At 42.5% G+C, this 17,089-nt stretch carries 18 protein-coding genes; all 18 read left to right on the forward strand.

Going from position 1 to position 17,089, the window contains the following annotated elements; genetic code table 11:
* Window positions 1-138 precede the first annotated feature (138 nt).
* Window positions 139-2,874: a PTS sugar transporter subunit IIA gene (locus BRLA_RS09285; RefSeq protein ID WP_003338538.1), complete on the forward strand. Its 2,736-nt coding sequence runs from the start codon at window positions 139-141 to the stop codon at window positions 2,872-2,874.
* The gene (locus BRLA_RS24225; RefSeq protein WP_003338539.1) at window positions 2,862-3,032 is read left to right on the forward strand and encodes a hypothetical protein; all 171 of its coding nucleotides are present in this window, start codon (window positions 2,862-2,864) and stop codon (window positions 3,030-3,032) included. The genes BRLA_RS09285 and BRLA_RS24225 overlap by 13 nt, the downstream gene beginning before the upstream one ends.
* A gap of 166 nt (window positions 3,033-3,198) precedes the next feature.
* A complete protein-coding gene (locus tag BRLA_RS09290; RefSeq protein ID WP_003338540.1) occupies window positions 3,199-4,185 on the forward strand; it encodes a thiamine pyrophosphate-dependent dehydrogenase E1 component subunit alpha in 987 nt (328 codons plus the stop codon).
* Window positions 4,186-4,212: 27 nt separating this feature from the next.
* Entirely contained in the window at window positions 4,213-5,196 is a 984-nt protein-coding gene (locus tag BRLA_RS09295; RefSeq protein ID WP_003338541.1) for an alpha-ketoacid dehydrogenase subunit beta, read from the forward strand.
* A gap of 15 nt (window positions 5,197-5,211) precedes the next feature.
* Window positions 5,212-6,573, forward strand: coding sequence for a dihydrolipoamide acetyltransferase family protein (locus BRLA_RS09300; RefSeq protein ID WP_003338542.1), 1,362 nt, complete (start codon window positions 5,212-5,214; stop codon window positions 6,571-6,573).
* 11 nt (window positions 6,574-6,584) lie between these two features.
* On the forward strand, window positions 6,585-7,964 hold the full coding sequence (gene lpdA, locus BRLA_RS09305; protein ID WP_003338543.1) for a dihydrolipoyl dehydrogenase: 1,380 nt from the start codon (window positions 6,585-6,587) through the stop codon (window positions 7,962-7,964).
* Window positions 7,965-8,169: 205 nt separating this feature from the next.
* Window positions 8,170-9,138, forward strand: coding sequence for a sugar-binding transcriptional regulator (locus BRLA_RS09310; protein WP_003338544.1), 969 nt, complete (start codon window positions 8,170-8,172; stop codon window positions 9,136-9,138).
* 13 nt (window positions 9,139-9,151) lie between these two features.
* Window positions 9,152-9,502, forward strand: coding sequence for a hypothetical protein (locus tag BRLA_RS24600; RefSeq protein WP_022583872.1), 351 nt, complete (start codon window positions 9,152-9,154; stop codon window positions 9,500-9,502).
* A 104-nt stretch (window positions 9,503-9,606) separates the two neighbouring features.
* Window positions 9,607-10,110: a hypothetical protein gene (locus tag BRLA_RS09320; RefSeq protein ID WP_003338548.1), complete on the forward strand. Its 504-nt coding sequence runs from the start codon at window positions 9,607-9,609 to the stop codon at window positions 10,108-10,110.
* A 153-nt stretch (window positions 10,111-10,263) separates the two neighbouring features.
* Window positions 10,264-11,094, forward strand: a complete 831-nt coding sequence (locus tag BRLA_RS09325; protein WP_003338549.1) for a heptaprenyl diphosphate synthase component 1 — start codon at window positions 10,264-10,266, stop codon at window positions 11,092-11,094.
* Between the two features lie 3 nt (window positions 11,095-11,097).
* Window positions 11,098-11,817: a demethylmenaquinone methyltransferase gene (locus tag BRLA_RS09330; protein ID WP_003338550.1), complete on the forward strand. Its 720-nt coding sequence runs from the start codon at window positions 11,098-11,100 to the stop codon at window positions 11,815-11,817.
* A 35-nt stretch (window positions 11,818-11,852) separates the two neighbouring features.
* Complete coding sequence (locus tag BRLA_RS09335; RefSeq protein ID WP_041752064.1) at window positions 11,853-12,722, forward strand: UbiA-like polyprenyltransferase; 870 nt, start codon at window positions 11,853-11,855, stop codon at window positions 12,720-12,722.
* Window positions 12,719-13,330 carry a UbiX family flavin prenyltransferase gene (locus BRLA_RS09340; protein WP_003338552.1) on the forward strand — a complete coding sequence of 204 codons (612 nt, stop codon included), beginning with the start codon at window positions 12,719-12,721 and terminating at the stop codon, window positions 13,328-13,330. Before BRLA_RS09335 ends, BRLA_RS09340 begins: the two co-directional genes overlap by 4 nt.
* A complete protein-coding gene (locus BRLA_RS09345) occupies window positions 13,323-14,183 on the forward strand; it encodes a menaquinone biosynthesis protein (protein ID WP_003338553.1) in 861 nt (286 codons plus the stop codon). The genes BRLA_RS09340 and BRLA_RS09345 overlap by 8 nt, the downstream gene beginning before the upstream one ends.
* Before the next feature lie 9 nt (window positions 14,184-14,192).
* The gene (locus BRLA_RS09350) at window positions 14,193-15,158 is read left to right on the forward strand and encodes a polyprenyl synthetase family protein (protein ID WP_003338554.1); all 966 of its coding nucleotides are present in this window, start codon (window positions 14,193-14,195) and stop codon (window positions 15,156-15,158) included.
* A gap of 229 nt (window positions 15,159-15,387) precedes the next feature.
* Entirely contained in the window at window positions 15,388-15,831 is a 444-nt protein-coding gene (ndk, locus tag BRLA_RS09355) for a nucleoside-diphosphate kinase (protein WP_003338555.1), read from the forward strand.
* A 116-nt stretch (window positions 15,832-15,947) separates the two neighbouring features.
* Entirely contained in the window at window positions 15,948-16,727 is a 780-nt protein-coding gene (locus BRLA_RS09360; RefSeq protein ID WP_003338557.1) for a CheR family methyltransferase, read from the forward strand.
* 89 nt (window positions 16,728-16,816) lie between these two features.
* A complete protein-coding gene (locus BRLA_RS24230) occupies window positions 16,817-16,984 on the forward strand; it encodes a hypothetical protein (protein WP_003338558.1) in 168 nt (55 codons plus the stop codon).
* Window positions 16,985-17,089: the final 105 nt, after the last annotated feature.

A 17,089-nucleotide genomic window follows, 5' to 3' on the forward strand; every position in this document is an offset into this window, starting at 1 on the left:
TCTCGCACTTTTGTGCCTGTGAAGAACAATTTCTACCATTGGTATAGATTGAGTGATCGGTGTGAATCAATCCCCATAAATGAAAGGAATTGTGAGCAATGTCAGGGATTCTGCTAAAAAGGGAAGGAATGGTGGCAAATGAAGAGACAGTTCCTACAGATTGTAAAGGATGAAGATCCCAAAAATCCGCTGACTGACGAAGAGATTGCCGGAAAATTAGGAATTAGGAGAGATAAATGTACGTTGTTGCGTCAGCAGCTTCAAATCCCTGATTCCCGCAAACGGCGGTTACCATTGCTACTAGCAGAAATGAACAGGATTTTAAAGAAGCATTCACAGATATCCGATCGCAAGCTAACAGGAGAGCTACGTAAAATAGGTTTTGAAATATCAAAATTTACTGTGATGAATTTACGGAAAGAACAGCAGGAAGATTGGCAAGAGATGCCTCTGGCTACCGGATCTCATACTTCTTTAGGCAAGGAACAGTCAGTACACCGAAAACTGCGTCAGTTTGCTGATTTGATCGAGAGCGATGGCTTCCTTTTACCATTTGTCCAACAGGTGAAGGCGGTCATCTTATATCCGTACCAAAAGCTCCCCATTTTATTTCAGGGAGAAAAGGGAACAGGAAAGCGAGCTATAGCAGAAGCCGCCTTTTCCTTTGCAAAACAAGAGAAACAACTGAAATCAGAAGCAATTTTTACAGAAATAGATATACGCGAAATGACGGAAGGCCCATTATTTGAGCAAAGGATCTGCGATACACTAAGTAGCTATCAAGATGTAGGCGGGGCATTGTATATTCGGGAAATTCAGCTTTTATCTCTTGAGTCTATAGAAGCGGTACTTAAGCGTGTACGAGAGATGGACTCACCCGTATTCATTTTTGCGTCCAGCACAAATACAGCAGGTTGGGGTGATCCTGACTTACTGCATCGTCTGTTTCCTATTCAGGTTCACTTGCCATCCTTAGCTTCATGGCCGAGGGAGTCACAGCTTCGGTTAATTGATGATATGATTCAGCAGCAAGCACAACAAGCGGGGTGCCCGATTCATAAGGATAAATGCGGCGAGCGTAAAAAACGGATGAATGGGTATACGGGGAACATTACGCAGCTACAAGCAGACATTCGCGCTTTTGTTTGTAACGAATTCATAGATTGGTTAGTTGAACACCTTTCTCCTGTCCAAGGTGATGAAAGAACGACACGAAGCGCTCTACCAGCATTAGCTCCTGACTCCATTTATCATTGGCTGCACATTCGATTTGCCCAAATGAATCAACAGGGAGTTCGGCCTGAATTAATTCGACTCCGATTACAGCAGGAATGCCGTGAACGATTAAGAGATGACAGTGGAAAACGTAAATCAGATGCGGAACGTGTGCGTAGTTTAAGTATTTTTGTCGGAGAAAAGGTCATGCAAATGGTAGAGCAAATGCTATGGATTGCAGAAAAGCACCTCGTACTCGATCATGAAAAACTAGTAATGGCTCTTGCCTTGCATGTGAAAGGAATGCTAGAACGTTATCAGGTTACAGAGCCAAATCAGATATATCATGGGGATCAAAAAAGCGAAGCAGCTTCCTCCTACCTTTCTATGGAGTGGATTGTTGCTCAGGAGATGGCAGAGGTAATCAAAAGCACGTGGGGAATTAGCATTACGAAGGCAGAAACAGAAATGCTGGCTCGCTATGTAAAGCATTGCACCCTGATTGAAAAAAATTCACCAACGGTAGGTATGGTGTTGGTTTCATACGGCAGTATTGCTGAGAGTATGGCAGAACAATTACATTCTTTATTTGGACAGCATCACATTCAAGCAGTTAGTCTCTCTGTAGATGATTCGGAGGAGCGCTTTTTGTCCAAAGTTAGCTCTGCGATTAAACGCGCAGATCATGGCATGGGAGTCGTTGTCTTGGCAGATGCGGGACGGATGGTAGGCAGTGAAGAGATTTGGCGAGAACATGTTCAAGTCGAAACATTGATATTTGCCCCCTTGAGCTTGCCATTTGCTATGGAGGTTATGCGCCGGTGTTTATACGCACCAAAGTCATTGTCTCATGTCGCGCAGGAAATTGTTCAATGGCGTATGCCTGTTTCCCCTTTTTTAGATGAGTGGAAAATAGTGAAACCCAAAGCGTTGATGTTGGTTTGCTTGACGGGGGAAGGGGCAGCACGTCAGCTTGGACAAATTGTGAGCGAGCATGTCGGTGATCGTGGTGGTGATCTGCATTATTTATTTGCTAATACTCATACAGTACGTTCCTCCTATACAAGGTGGAAAGAGGAATATCATATTTTAGCTGTTGTAGGCACGATTGATCCATTGGTAGAGGGACTACCATTCATCTCCTTACAGCATTTAATTGAGGGAAGCGGATTTTCGTTTTTAGATCGCTTGTTAATGATCGGGGATCTGACCGTTGGACAAGCTTCTGTTGACCAACGAACACCGCTACACATGCAGGATTTAATAGTGACCGACCTTATTTTTTCTGCTTGCAACATTTCGAATAAAAAGGAAGCAATTCTATTTCTTGCTCACAAGCTAGTAGAAAAAGGCTATGTAAAACCCGAATTCGTACAAAAGGTGTGGGAACGAGAAAAGCTCGGGGCAACATCACTCGCAGGTGGTATTGCTATCCCGCATGCAGAACCTGCTCAGACTATCAATCCTGCCATTGCCATTTTGCCATTGGCTCACCCTCTGGAGTGGGAACCGGGAATTCAGGTAGACTGGGTGATCATGCTGGCAGTTAATGATACATGCCAATTTGCTGTGGAAGAATTAATGGAAGCATTGGAGGAACCAGCAAATATCCAGAAGATTACAACCAGAGGCGGGGAGGAAGGGAGATGGAATCAATGAAAAGAGTGACTCCTGGTACAAAAATATATAAATTGTTTGAACACGATAAATTTGTATGTGAGGGTACGGAAGAAGTATTTCTTATTTCCATTGAAAAGTTGACCAAAGAGGAATTTAAAAAAAGATTGGAAGAAAACCCAAAGCTGTTAGAAGGATAGACAGCGCAGAAAGTAATAGTTGACGGATGTAAAAAAAGAGGTAAAATAAAGGTGTAGAACAAATGTAATCAACTAGAACAAATGTAAAAAGGGCCTCGGGCCGAATGCTTCCCTGTGTGGAGGTATTCGGCCTTTTGTTTTTCTAAAGAGCAAAGGAGGGTACAACATGACTACTGCTTGGGAATTACCTAAGATGATTACGGAGCAAAAGTTGGTTGAATTATTACATCAAATGTGGGTCATACGCTTTTTTGATGAAAAGGTGGATGAATTTTTCGCAAAAGGATTAATTCACGGAACAACCCATCTATGTGTCGGACAAGAGGCAACGGCGGCAGGTGCAATCGCTGTGCTTCAACCAACGGATAAAATTACGAGTACGCACCGAGGTCATGGTCACTGCATTGCCAAAGGTGCTGATGTTAATAAAATGATGGCTGAACTATTTGGTCGTGAAACAGGATATTGCAAGGGAAAAGGCGGATCAATGCATATTGCGGATGTAGAGAAAGGCAATTTAGGCGCGAATGGAATTGTCGGTGGCGGTATCCCTATTGCAGTTGGAGCAGCGCTAACCTCACAAATGAAGAAGCTAGGCTATGTTACAATCAGTTTTTTTGGCGATGGAGCGAGCAATGAAGGCAGTTTTCATGAATCACTAAATATGGCGTCCATCTGGAAATTGCCAGTTATCTTTTTCTGTGAAAATAATCAATATGGAATGTCTGGTCCTGTAACGGAAATGGTGAATATCGAAAATATTGCGGATCGGTCAAAAGCCTATGGTATTCCTGGTGTAGTAGTAGATGGAAACGATCTTTTGGCAGTCATGAATGCTGTAGCTGAAGCAGCAGAACGAGCTCGGCGTGGTGAAGGACCTACTTTAATCGAAGCCAAAACATATCGTTATAAAGGCCACTCTAAGAGTGATGCGAAAAAATATCGGACACGTGATGAAGAACTGGATTGGCGGAAAAATCGTGATTGTATCAAAAGATTACAGGAAATCTTGATAGAAAAAGGCCTACTTACACAAGAACAGGCCAAAGAAATAGAACAGCAGGCAAAGAAGGAGATCGAGGAAGCAGTGGTGTTTGCAGAAAAAAGCCCGATGCCTTCCCTAGATACGTTGGAAGAAGACGTTTACGCATAACGGATAAAAAAGAAGGAAGGGAACCTCATGAGAGAGATTACGTACTTAGAAGCGGTCCGAGAAGCGATGACTCAGGAGATGCGTGTCAATCCAGATGTTTTTTTGATGGGAGAAGACATTGGAGTATATGGAGGAGCGTTTGGGGTGTCGCGTGGGATGATTGAAGAATTTGGTCCAGAGCGAATCCGCAACACACCGATTTCCGAAGCGGCGATTGCAGGAGCTGCTGTCGGAGCCGCTATGACTGGCATGCGACCTATCATGGAGCTACAATTCTCTGACTTCATAACCATTGCAATGGACCAGTTGGTAAATCAGGCTGCGAAAAATCGCTACATGTTTGGTGGGAAAGGGAAGGTACCGATGGTCGTACGTACACCATCTGGTTCGGGTACAGGTGCCGCGGCGCAGCATACACAAAGCTTGGAAGCGTGGATGGCCCATATTCCCGGGCTAAAAGTGGTCCAGCCCTCAACTGCTTATGATGTAAAGGGGTTATTAAAGGCAGCCATCGACGATCATAACCCGGTGATTTTTTATGAACACAAGCTCCTCTATAAAACATTGGGGCATGTCCCAGAAGAATCATACAGTATTCCGCTTGGTGTGGCAGATGTAAAACGTGAAGGCACAGACGTAACAATTGTAGCCACTGCTATTATGATACACAAAGCATTAGAAGCAGCCACCGAATTAGAAAAGGAAGGCATCTCTGTGGAAGTTATCGATCCACGAACATTGGTGCCATTGGATACCGACACCATTATTCGGTCAGTGAAGAAAACAGGAAAGCTAATTGTGGTTCATGAAGCGGTCAAGTTCGGCGGATTCGGCGGAGAGATTGTCAGCATGATTGCCGAGAGTGAAGCCTTCGATTATGTAGATGCCCCTATTAGACGATTGGGCGGTAAGTCGATACCAATGCCTTATAATCCTGTTTTAGAAAAGGCGGCAATCCCGCAGGTGCCTGATATTATACAAGCAGTAAAAGACACAGTGGCACATCGTTAGAAGGGGGAGAGGAACATGGCAACAGGAATCTTCATGCCGAAGCTTAGTATGACAATGGAGACGGGAACCATTTTGCAATGGTTTAAAAAAGAGGGAGACCCGGTAGAAGAGGGAGACCTACTACTAGAAGTGATGACAGACAAAATTAACATTGAAGTAGAGGCGTATGCAACAGGTACGTTACTAAAAATTTATGATGATGTAAACGCGATTGTACCTGTACAAAAAATCATCGGGTATATTGGAGAGCCGGGAGAACAAGTTCCAGACATGCCCCCAGAGATGGAGGAAGAAAAAACTCCTACTGATATAAACAAAGCTAGTGAGGAGAGCGAAGCTAAAAGAGAGACTTCTACTTCTGAAGAAGAAGCGAATAAAGTGCGGGCTACACCAGCGGCTCGACGTCTTTCACGAGAAAACGGTGTCGCACTACATGAGATTAGAGGGCGTGGAACATATGGGCGCATTCATGCCGAAGATGTAGAAGCTTATGGTAAGCATGATCAAGAGAGAATGATAACACCTCTAGCGAAAAAAATCGCCTTGAACACGGGAGTCCAGTTAAACAGCATACAGGGATCAGGTGCTAATGGAAAAATCACAAAACATGATGTTATGCAGGCTCCTCCTAATCGTTTGCAAGTAGCTATGAACAGCAGTGTAGCAAACAACACAAAATCATCTGTGGAGTTATCGCGTGTGAAACTGGAGGGCATGCGTAAGGTTATCTCTGAGAGAATGATCCGAAGTGTTACTACAGCACCGCATGTCACGCTAGTAACGGAAGTAGATATGAGCAATGCAATCAAGCTTCGCAAAAGCTTACTCCCAGTGATTGAGAATCAGACAGGATATCGGTTGTCTTATACAGAGATCATCATGAAAGCGGTTGCGATAGCATTGCGTCAACATCCACAGATGAATGCTTCCGTTGAAGGTGACTATATTCTCTATAAACAGGAAGTAAACACGGGTCTTGCGGTTTCAGTACCAAACGGTCTACTAGTGCCAGTTGTCAAACATGCTGATCAGAAAGGCTTGGCGACATTAACGACAGAGTGCAAAGAGCTGGGACGATTAGCAAGAGAAGGTAAATTGCTTCCTGATCAGATGCAGGGTGGCACCTTTACCATTAGCAATCTTGGAATGTACGACATTGATGCCTTTACACCCATTATTAACCAGCCAGAGGTTGCCATTTTAGGGGTTGGCCGTATTACGGAAAAAGCAGTTGGGATTCACGGAGAGTTAAAACTTCGTCCGCAGATGACTTTGAGCCTTTCCTTTGACCATCGGATCGTGGATGGAGCACCAGCAGCAGAATTTTTACAAAGTATAAAACGCTCTCTTGAAGAACCATATCAGCTACTAGTCTAGGGGGAACAGCCATGAAAACCTACGATATTGTTGTCATCGGGGGAGGACCGGGCGGATACGTAGCGGCGATTCGCGCGTCAAAAGAAGGAAAGAAGGTGGCGCTTATTGAGCAGGGACATTTGGGAGGAACCTGCTTGAATCGAGGATGTATTCCATCTAAAGCGTTATTGAAGCATGCCGAAATGATTCATGCTATCAGAGATGCGTCCAAATACGGAATTGAGGTAGGAGACATGAGGCTCTCCTTACCAAAAATGATGCAGAGAAAAAATCACGTTATTAATCAGCTCCGTGGAGGAATTGCCCATCTATTACGAACGGGAAATATTGATTTCTATCATGGTAAGGCAGAGATTCAACCAGACCAGATCGTGGAAATTACGGGTGATAAACCAGAGAGAATCAAGGTAGGGTCAATCATTATTGCGACAGGCTCCTCTCCAGCCGTACCTCCGATTGAAGGATTAGAGCAGGTAGCATATCACACAAGCGATACTATTTTTGATATAGAGAAAATTCCTGCGTCCCTTGCCATTATTGGCGGTGGTGTTATTGGTGTAGAGTTTGCCAGCATTTTTGAAAGCTTGGGAACAAAGGTAACAATCATTGAAATGGCAGATCGCATACTGGCTACAGAAGATGAAATGGCTTCACAGGTACTAACAAAACATGTAGGCAAAAGGGGAATTACGATTCTCACCAAGGCGAAAGTAGCTGCGGTTAAAGCCCTTGGCTCGCAAAAACAGCTTATGATCTACAATGAAGCTGGAGCAAAACAGGATGTTGTCGCGGAAGAAATACTAGTCGCAATTGGACGTCGCCCGAATCTGTCGGCATCTGCTAACCTATCACTTGATATGGATGGTCCATTTATTAAAGTAAATGCACGTATGGAAACAAGTGTACAAAATCTCTATGCTATAGGTGATGTGGTTGGCAATTGGCAATTGGCTCATGTAGCAAGTGCAGAAGGAATTGTAGCTGCTCTGAATGCGACAGGGCACACTAAAGATATGGAATACCATATCGTCCCAAGATGCATCTACACCTACCCTGAGATAGCAAGTGTAGGGCTTAGCGAGCGTGAAGCAAAAGAAAAGGGCTTTCAGGTAAAAACCTCAGTGTATCAGCTCGCGGTGAACGGTAAGGCCTTAGCAAGTGGTCAAGCAGAAGGCTTTGTAAAGCTGATTGCAGATGAGACCTACGGGGAAATAGTAGGGGCTGTGATGGTTGGCCCACATGTGACTGAGATGATTTCACAAATCTCTGCTTATATGCAATTGGAAGGAACCGTTGAAGAAATGGCAAATCTGATTTTTCCACATCCAACTGTATCAGAAGGATTACTAGAAGCGGCGAGTGATTGGTTAGGAAAAGGTATCCACTCGTAAAGGCTTGATATCTATAGAGCAGCTTACATGGGACACAACATAAAAGAAGAACTGGGGACGCCCTTCCTCAGTTCTTTTTTGCTCCTCTTATCTTAGAGATTTATGGATTGCTTACGATGGTACAGGAATTTGTAATCTTTTTCGCGCTCCTATGAGTTTATGTTTATAATAGATGAAGGATGATAGATGTAAGAGAGGTGAGACAATGGATTGGGCTGAGAAAAGGGAACTCGTGCGTGTCGCTAAACTATATTATTTTCAAGGACTAACCCAAGCAGAAATCTCTAAAAAGATCGGGGTTTCCCGCCCTGTAATATCCAAACTCCTACAAAAAGCAAAAGATGCTGGAATTGTAGAGATCATTATTAAAGATGAGACTGTAAACGTAGTGGAGATTGAACAAAAGCTAGAAGAAATGTTTTCTTTAGATGAAGCTATTGTTGTGCCTGCGAACGGAATAGAGAATCAGGAATTAATCAAGCAGCTAGTAGCTAAGGAAGCAGCCATGCATCTATCTAAATTGGCTAAAAACGTCAAAAGCATCGGATTATCATGGGGAACTACCCTCTATCATATGGTAAATGAATACCCGTACGAACGAAATCCAGAAATGATGGTGTACCCTCTAGTTGGAGGGACAGGACGAAAGCACGTGGAAATCCATTCTAACCAATTAGCCTATGAGCTCTCAAAACGAATGGGTGCAAACTGTGAATTTTTATATGCGCCGGCGTTGGTAGAAACAGTTGATCTCAAGGAACAAATTCTACAATCAGAATCCATTCGCGTTTTACTAGATCAAATTCGCAAGGTGGAAATTGCCCTGTTAGGAATCGGTTTTCTGGAAGAATCAACATTGTTTAACATGGGATATTTAAAAGAAGAGGAAATGGAAGAGCTAAAGCAAAATCAAGCTGTAGGGGATATAGGCTCCCGCTTTATCGACAAGGATGGCAAACAGATTCAGATACCGTTGAACAATCGCGTTATTGGGATTGACCTGCCCGATTTATTTCAAATTCCCACTGTTATTGCAGTGGCGACTGGGTTAGCGAAAGTGACAGCAATTAGAGCTGCTTTACGTGGTGGTTATTTCCATAAATTATTTGTAGATGAGCGCACAGCTAGAGAATTAATTGCTACATCTGATGATAAAGGCAACAGTGAGGAGTAAGGAGGGAACGGGTTTGGAAGAGACAGTGATTGAAACAGAACTCTACTGCATAACTTGTCTTGGTCAAGCACCTCACACTGTCACATATGTACATGATATTTTATATATGGTTAAATGTGAGCAGTGTGGAAAAGAGAGCGTTATGGAACCAGATTTGTTGAAAGAAATTTATTCGCAGTATGTTGACCGAATTATTTCGAAGCCACAACGGATCACTCAGGAATTCAGAGAAGATTTAAGTCATTTTATCTCAACCATGCCGTACCGTGTCATCAGCAAGCCTTTTCGTACGTATAAGGAGTTAAAGGCGATTTTCCGCTATAGAAAAAAAGGCTACACTGATTCATCAAAGATAGATAAATAAGAAAATCGTTTCTACTCCTTTGAAGGTATTACCAGCATTTTTCTCTCTGGCAGGCATAGCCTGCTTTTTTCTTTTATAGAATGGAAAAAGGGGGAATGCATAAAATGCCACGGCGATTTTTATTTGCAATGATGATTTCAGTAGGTTTATCACTGATGCTGTCCGTTTTGCCGGTTTTTACAAAAAAAGGACCTGTCGCTGACGTCCCAACCTTTCGAGAATTTCCTAGACTTACAGTAAGTTCACACAATCTTGTGGATTTATTTACTTTACTGGAAACTCATTATAAGATAAGTCATGTAGAGTGGGATCAGCCTTCCATCATGCTCACGCTGTCCTTGCCTGAAGACCACAAGAAAGTAAATGACCTCATGTATCATGATGCCTATTCAATTGTTTATGTACTGATGAATAAGACGACGAATGTTAAGCATGTCACCCTCCAATTCACTAGATCAAATGAACAAAAAGCACAAAGCCCAGCTACGCTTCTGATCCAAGCAGATCGAGCGCAAATGGGACAAGAAGATAAATGGAAAAGCCCAACTGAACTAAGCGATGCAGAGCAGTATGTAAAGCAGCATTTTTTTGTTAAAGAAGCAACTTGATTACAGCAGAAAATTATTCCTTCCTTTAAAAGTGTGATATACTGTATGGCGATGGATTACTGCGTACCATTTTTTTGTGTTCAAAAACATTACATTCTTTGTAAAAAATGGGGACAGTGATGGAGCTTCAACGCTTTAAATGGAGGAGGCATAATGGGCACAGATCGAAATGCATATTCACAGGAATTAAAAGCTATCATCGAAGAAATTCAAGGTCGAATACAACAAACATATATTCAACAATATGTGGATGTCCCAGCTATGGCTGAAAATCGACTCGCTCTCTTATTCTTCTTTTTACATGAGAACGGCTTCACAAAAGAACGAGCTCATCTACTCTCGGTAGCGACTGGGTTCGTACAATTGGGCATTGATACACATGAAACCGTACGGAATCATTATGAAAAAACGCTGGTTTCCGAACGTAATAGACAGTTAACCGTTTTAGCGGGGGATTTCTACAGTAGTCTTTACTATAATATACTCGCTGACGCTAATGAGATTGAAGCAATTCAAGTTTTGGCTGTAGGTAACCAGCTTGCTCACGAAACGAAAATGAAGCTATATATTGCTCAGAAAGAAAATAAATTGACACAGGAGACGTATCTTAGCTTGCGCAAAAAGATTGATACGGCTCTTTATGTAGCTTTTGTAGACAAATATGCAAAAAATGACTCTGTACGCGAATTTTGGACCAGCTTATTTGAACAGACCTCAGCCTTTGAACAACTGATCGGGGAATGGGAGCAGTTACAATGGCAAGAGCAAGCTCCAAACGGCTTGACACAATTTTTGCTACAGAAGCCAGGCTCAACAATCGCCAATGCAGTCGAAATGATTGAAGGGAAAGTCATGGAATTATTGCATATCTGTGAGCAATTGATCGTTACCTTAAAATCGGGCGACACACAAAGCGAGTTAGCGTGGATGACTTCCCGCTATACCAATCGCGTACAACGGTTAAAGCGGGCAGAGGAGATGTAGGCTTTGAACACAAATGGACAACCATCGAAGGCGGAATATGTACATTCCGTTTTTGAGAGCATCGCGAATGAATATGACCGTATGAATAATGTCATCAGCTTTGGCAGCCATTCATCATGGCGCAAGTATACGATGAACCAAATGCAGGTGAAGCCAGGAGATGCTTGTCTGGATGTTGCATGCGGGACTGGCGATTGGACAATTAGCTTGGCCAAAACAGTAGGTCCTACTGGGAAAGTAATAGGGCTTGATTTTAGTCAAAATATGTTGAATGTAGGAGCGTACAAGGTCGAAAAGGAAGGGCTAAGTCAAGTGCAATTAGTGAATGCTGATGCCATGAAAATGCCCTTTGAAGATAATACGTTTGATTTTGTTACGATTGGATTTGCCCTACGCAACGTGCCCGATGTACAAACGGTGCTTAACGAGATGACACGCGTTGTAAAGCCAGGGGGCAAGGTTGTGTCTTTAGAGGTATCGAAGCCACCATTTATCCCATATCGTAAGCTATTTTATCTTTATTTCTATAAAATGCTACCAATTGTTGCTAAAATGGTAGTTAATAAGTATGAAGAATACGCTTGGTTACCTCAGTCCCTTACGAATTTTCCTGACAGTAAAGAGCTGGCTGAGATGTTTAGAAGAGCGGGGCTTGATCATGTACAGGTAAAATTGTTTATGGGCGGTGTCTCTGCCCTGCATATTGGTACGAAAAATCCATAGCCTATCCGCAAAATAGAATGGAAGTGCAAGTCAAAATGGTCTTTAGTAAAGTGAAAATCATTCTCGAAATGATTAAATTTGAACATAGTATTTTTGCGTTGCCATTTGCTTTTATTGGGGCAGTACTAGGCAATATCATTATAGAAGGTACATGGCCTACCTGGGGTGAAATCTTCTGGGTTACGATAGCGATGGTAGCGGCAAGAAGCGCAGCGATGTCACTAAATCGGTTGATAGACCGTGTCATTGATGCAAAAAACCCGCGAACAGCGAAGCGTGCCATTCCGGCAGGATTGCTGTCTGTCACGGAAGTGCTTCTTTTTATTATTGTTTCTTTCTTGGTCTTATTCGTTGCTGCATGGCAACTAAACCCATTAGCAGTTAAGCTTTTACCACTTGCAGTCTTTGTATTAGTCTTATATTCCTATTGCAAACGATTTACGTGGCTCTGCCATTTTATCTTAGGTGTAGCCCTTGGGTTCGGGCCCTTGGGCGGTTGGATTGCAACCACAGGTCAAGTAAATGGAACTGCAATGCTACTGTTCTTTACAGTCATGATCTGGACAGCCGGTTTTGATATTATTTATGCTTGTCAGGATACAGAGTTCGATGTTAAAGAAGGTCTCTACTCTGTCCCTAGTCGGTTTGGAATTAAGAATGCACTGATAATTGCTCGCCTCTGTCATTTGTTAACCATTCTAGGTCTTCTCTTGATGTATATGACGACTAATCTATCCGTATGGTTTCTTGTCGGCATTATTGCTGGGGCAGCGATTTTACTCTATGAGCACAGTCAAGTTAAACATAACGACCTGTCTAAAATTGAAATTGCTTTCTTTGCAATGAATGGTATTTTTAGCGTAGTGATATGCTGCTTTACTGTTCTGGACTTGGTGATTCTATGAAAAAGATGAAACTAGGTGTAGGCATAACAGGAGCAAGTGGTGCCAAATATGGAATTCGACTAGTTGAAGAATTGCTAAGAGCTGGACATACGGTTCACTTGATGATAACAGAAGCTGGTTGGCAGGTTTTTCATGATGAATTGGATTTTGCACCTGCTGTGGATGAACGTGAGACGTTTTTACAAGGGTATTTTAAGAAATACTCCGCAGGCGAGCTTCATTATTGGACGCTGCGAGATTTTAATTGTCCGATGGCAAGTGGCTCGTATAATAGTGATGGGATGATTATTATCCCATGTTCGATGGGAACACTTTCGGGTATTGCTCACGGTGCTTCCGGCAATTTATTAGAACGCTGTGCTGATGTAATGATTAAAGAGGGACGCAAGCTCGTGCTGGTCCCACGTGAAACACCCTTTAACGCGCTACATCTAGAGAATATGCTGAAACTAAGCCGTATCGGAGTTAAGATTCTCCCTGCGATGCCTGGTTTCTATCAACGCCCGCAAACACTTGATGACCTAGTGAATTTCGTGGTTGGCAAAGCACTTGACCAACTTGATGTGGAAAATCATTTGTTTACGAGATGGGGAGAGGGCCATGAGTAAAAGACAACTACAGGTCGGACAAATCTTATATACAAACACGCTTCCTGTCTATTTTTATGTAAATTTAGACCGCTTTTTGGGGAAAGCTGATTTTATCCAGCAATATCCTGCACAATTAAATAAAGCTATGGCAGATGGGATCATTGACGTAGGTCCTATATCCTCCTTCAGCTACGCGGAACATGAAGATCAATATGTGCTAATGCCAGATGTATGTGTTGGTGCTAAAGGTCCTGTAGGTTCTATTTTCTTATTTAGTAAACGTCCGATTGATCAACTGGATCAAGCTCGTATTGCATTAACGAATACCTCTGCCACCTCTGTTAATTTGTTGCGGGTAATATTGGAAAAATTTAAGGGTATGAGTCTTGAATACACCACAATGCGCCCTGATATCAAGTCGATGATGGAGGAACACGATGCTGCCCTGCTCATTGGAGATGAAGCAATTCTCGCTCGTCAGCAGGATCTGGGATATTATGTGTACGATTTAGGACAGCTGTGGTATGAGCATACAGGATACCCAATGACGTTTGCTGTATGGGCCATTCGCAGAGAAGCTGTTGAAACACATGGTAAATTGTTGCATCAGCTTCATGAGGAATTTGTTCGTAGCAAAAACAAGAGTCATGCCGATTGTAGTGAAATCGTTCAGTATGCTCACCAGCATTTTGGTGGCGATGTATCTTTCTGGGAAGGGTATTTTACTGGACTCATTCATGATTTTACGCAGGAACAAATTATGGGATTGGAACATTACTATGCTTGCACGGCTGATCTTGGTCTATTGCCCAAGCCGGTGAAAGTAGCATTTTGGGCAACGGACAACATTACTACTATGTCAACGAGTTAGGTGGATGAAATGAATCTGGTCGATATCTATATGCAAGTAAAAAGTGATGTTTCATATATCGAACGAGAACTGGAACGAGCCATTAATCCAGAGTCTCGTGAACTCTACCAATCTTCTACCCATCTTCTGAAGGCAGGCGGAAAGCGAATCCGCCCTGTCTTTGTGTTGCTAGCGGGGAAATTTGGCGATTATAATGTGCAAAATTTATCTCAAGTAGCTGTACCGCTTGAGCTTATTCATATGGCTACACTTGTTCATGATGATGTGGTGGATGATGCAAACAAGCGCCGAGGCAGAGACACCGTACGCACGAAATGGGACAATCGAGTGGCGATGTATTCTGGAAACTACATACTAGCAAGAGCTTTAGGTATCGTAACGCAATTACCTAATCCAGCGATCCATCAAATTCTCTCCAAAGCTATTGTGGAGATGTGTAAAGGAGAGATTGAGCAAGTTCGTGATTTGGGGAATTGGAATCAGGGCTTGCGCAATTATCTCCGCCGGATTAAACGCAAAACAGCGCTTTTAATTGCGATTAGCTGTCAGCTTGGCGCAGTTGCGACTAATGCATCGGCAGATGTCGTGCGCCGTATGTATCATTTTGGGTATAATGTTGGAATGGCTTTTCAAATTACAGATGATATCCTAGATTTTACAGGAACAGAAAAACAGCTAGGTAAGCCGGCGGGAAGTGACTTACGTCAAGGAAACGTCACTTTGCCAGCTCTTTATAGCGCTTATCAGGGCAGTACAAAGGATGTCTTTCAGGAGTGGATTCGTAAGGGTGATATCAACTCTCGTATTGAACAGGCAATTCCGCTGATTCATCAGGGAGAAGGAATTGCTTATTCACAAGCGTTGGCTGAACGCTATCTAAAAAGAGCAAAACTAGCATTAGTAGATCTGCCTGCATCACCGACCAAAAAATCATTACTACAAATTGCTGATTATATTGGTGGGCGTAAATTTTAATCCAGAGTTGATGCAGAAGCCTCTTTCTTGTGGGAAAGGGGCTTTATGTATAGGGAGGATTTGCATGATGAACAGATGCATGCCTCTTACTATATGAAAATAACAACTTTTCCATATCGATCAAATTTATTGAAGTTTCTGCAATTGAGCGGTTGCTTGTACGGCTTTCTTCTGATAAAATTTTCGTTGGTACAAATATTTTCTACATAGAGGTATGGAGGGCATTCGAATGGAAAAAACTTTTATCATGGTAAAGCCAGACGGCGTACAACGTAATCTTGTAGGAGAGATCGTTGCCCGTTTTGAGAAAAAAGGCTTTGCTTTGGTTGGCGCTAAACTAATGAATGTGAGCCGTGAAAAAGCGGAAGAGCATTATGCTGAACATAAAGAGCGTCCATTCTTTGGTGAATTAGTAGACTTCATTACTTCTGGTCCTGTATTTGCAATGGTATGGGAAGGCGACAAGGTGATTAGCACTGCCCGTAACATGATGGGGAAAACGAACCCAGCAGATGCAGCACCTGGTACGATCCGTGGTGATTACGCAGTATCTGTAGGCATGAATATCATTCACGGTTCTGATTCTGCTGAAAGTGCAGAGCGTGAAATTGGTCTTTGGTTCTCAAAGGATGAAATCGTTTCCGTAGAAAAAACGATCGCTCGTTGGATCTAAAATGACAAATTTCGTAAGAAGGGCCTTCTTTTGAAGGTCTTTTTTTCGTATCGTAGCAGGATTTGACGAATAGTGTAACGAATGGCTTGGAGTAAGGCAAAAGGGGGATACACACAGTGGAGGATAAAGACTTCTTGCAATTTATTGCACTGATTAAAAAGAAAACAGGGATTGATCTAGCGTTATATAAAGAAGCACAAATGAAACGCAGATTAACCTCATTACGAATCAAGCGGGGATATAACAGCTTTGTCGCGTATTTTGAGGCCCTGAATAAAGATTTGGATTTATTTTACGAATTCTTGGATCGGATGACAATAAATGTTTCAGAGTTTTTCCGAAATCCAGGCAGATGGGAGACGCTCGAAAATAAAATTTTGCCAAGATTATATGCAGAATCCCGTCGTTTGAAGGTGTGGAGCGCAGCGTGTTCGACTGGAGAAGAACCGTATACACTGTCACTTGTGTTAAAAAGAAAGCAATTACTAGCGTCCTCTAGCATCCTTGCTAGCGATATTGACGAGGGAGCGCTGGCGAAAGCGAAGCAGGGTGTATATTTGGAGCGTTCCTTACAGGATTGCCCTAAAGATTTATTACAGAAATATTTTCATAAGGACCAGCTTACTTATCGTTTAGATCAAGAAATTAAAAATGCCGTGAACTTTAAAAAGCATAATCTGCTTGCGGAGTCGTTTGATACAGGCTTTGATCTAATTATTTGCCGAAATGTCTTGATTTATTTTACAGAAGAAGCGAAGCATGAATTATATCAAAAGTTTAGTCGTGCCCTACGCCCTGGCGGCGTATTGTTTGTGGGAAGCACAGAGCAAATTTTCCAGCCGCAACAATATCAGTTTGAAGTAGAAGATACGTTTTTTTACAAAAAAACACTGTAAAATCGTAATGAAAGATGTATACCAATGATTTATTTATTGAACAATAGCTACTAGGAAGATAAACATTTCCAGATGGAGGCAACGAGTCAATGGATAAATCAAAGGTGATTGAAGCGTATCGACTTGGGCTCATCAATTTACAGGAGTGCGGACAAATTCTAGGAGCGGAAACTCGCCAGCTGGAAAACCTAGTAATGCAGAAGCGACTCTACTATCGTGAGCAGGCTGATCGACTGATAACAATCGATCATCTATAGAGATGGCAGAATGCTTCTCCTTATTGTGAGAAGCATTTTGTCTATTTTTGTTTTCATCTTAGGCTATGTATGATATTATATCGCTTAAAAGTGTTAAAGGATTTG

This window comes from Brevibacillus laterosporus LMG 15441 (assembly GCF_000219535.2).
GTDB lineage: Bacteria > Bacillota > Bacilli > Brevibacillales > Brevibacillaceae > Brevibacillus_B > Brevibacillus_B halotolerans.

Bases quoted from the DNA above. Each gene is read 5' to 3' on its own strand.
- BRLA_RS09340 (WP_003338552.1), top strand. From the start codon at position 12,719: ATGAAAAAGATGAAACTAGGTGTAGGCATAACAGGAGCAAGTGGTGCC.
- BRLA_RS09345 (WP_003338553.1), top strand. From the start codon at position 13,323: ATGAGTAAAAGACAACTACAGGTCGGACAAATCTTATATACAAACACG.
- BRLA_RS24225 (WP_003338539.1), top strand. From the start codon at position 2,862: ATGGAATCAATGAAAAGAGTGACTCCTGGTACAAAAATATATAAATTG.
- BRLA_RS24230 (WP_003338558.1), top strand. From the start codon at position 16,817: ATGGATAAATCAAAGGTGATTGAAGCGTATCGACTTGGGCTCATCAAT.
- BRLA_RS09320 (WP_003338548.1), top strand. From the start codon at position 9,607: ATGCCACGGCGATTTTTATTTGCAATGATGATTTCAGTAGGTTTATCA.
- BRLA_RS09335 (WP_041752064.1), top strand. From the start codon at position 11,853: ATGGTCTTTAGTAAAGTGAAAATCATTCTCGAAATGATTAAATTTGAA.
- BRLA_RS09350 (WP_003338554.1), top strand. From the start codon at position 14,193: ATGAATCTGGTCGATATCTATATGCAAGTAAAAAGTGATGTTTCATAT.
- BRLA_RS09300 (WP_003338542.1), top strand. From the start codon at position 5,212: ATGGCAACAGGAATCTTCATGCCGAAGCTTAGTATGACAATGGAGACG.
- lpdA (WP_003338543.1), top strand. From the start codon at position 6,585: ATGAAAACCTACGATATTGTTGTCATCGGGGGAGGACCGGGCGGATAC.
- BRLA_RS09295 (WP_003338541.1), top strand. From the start codon at position 4,213: ATGAGAGAGATTACGTACTTAGAAGCGGTCCGAGAAGCGATGACTCAG.
- BRLA_RS09285 (WP_003338538.1), top strand. From the start codon at position 139: ATGAAGAGACAGTTCCTACAGATTGTAAAGGATGAAGATCCCAAAAAT.
- BRLA_RS09290 (WP_003338540.1), top strand. From the start codon at position 3,199: ATGACTACTGCTTGGGAATTACCTAAGATGATTACGGAGCAAAAGTTG.
- BRLA_RS09310 (WP_003338544.1), top strand. From the start codon at position 8,170: ATGGATTGGGCTGAGAAAAGGGAACTCGTGCGTGTCGCTAAACTATAT.
- ndk (WP_003338555.1), top strand. From the start codon at position 15,388: ATGGAAAAAACTTTTATCATGGTAAAGCCAGACGGCGTACAACGTAAT.
- BRLA_RS09325 (WP_003338549.1), top strand. From the start codon at position 10,264: ATGGGCACAGATCGAAATGCATATTCACAGGAATTAAAAGCTATCATC.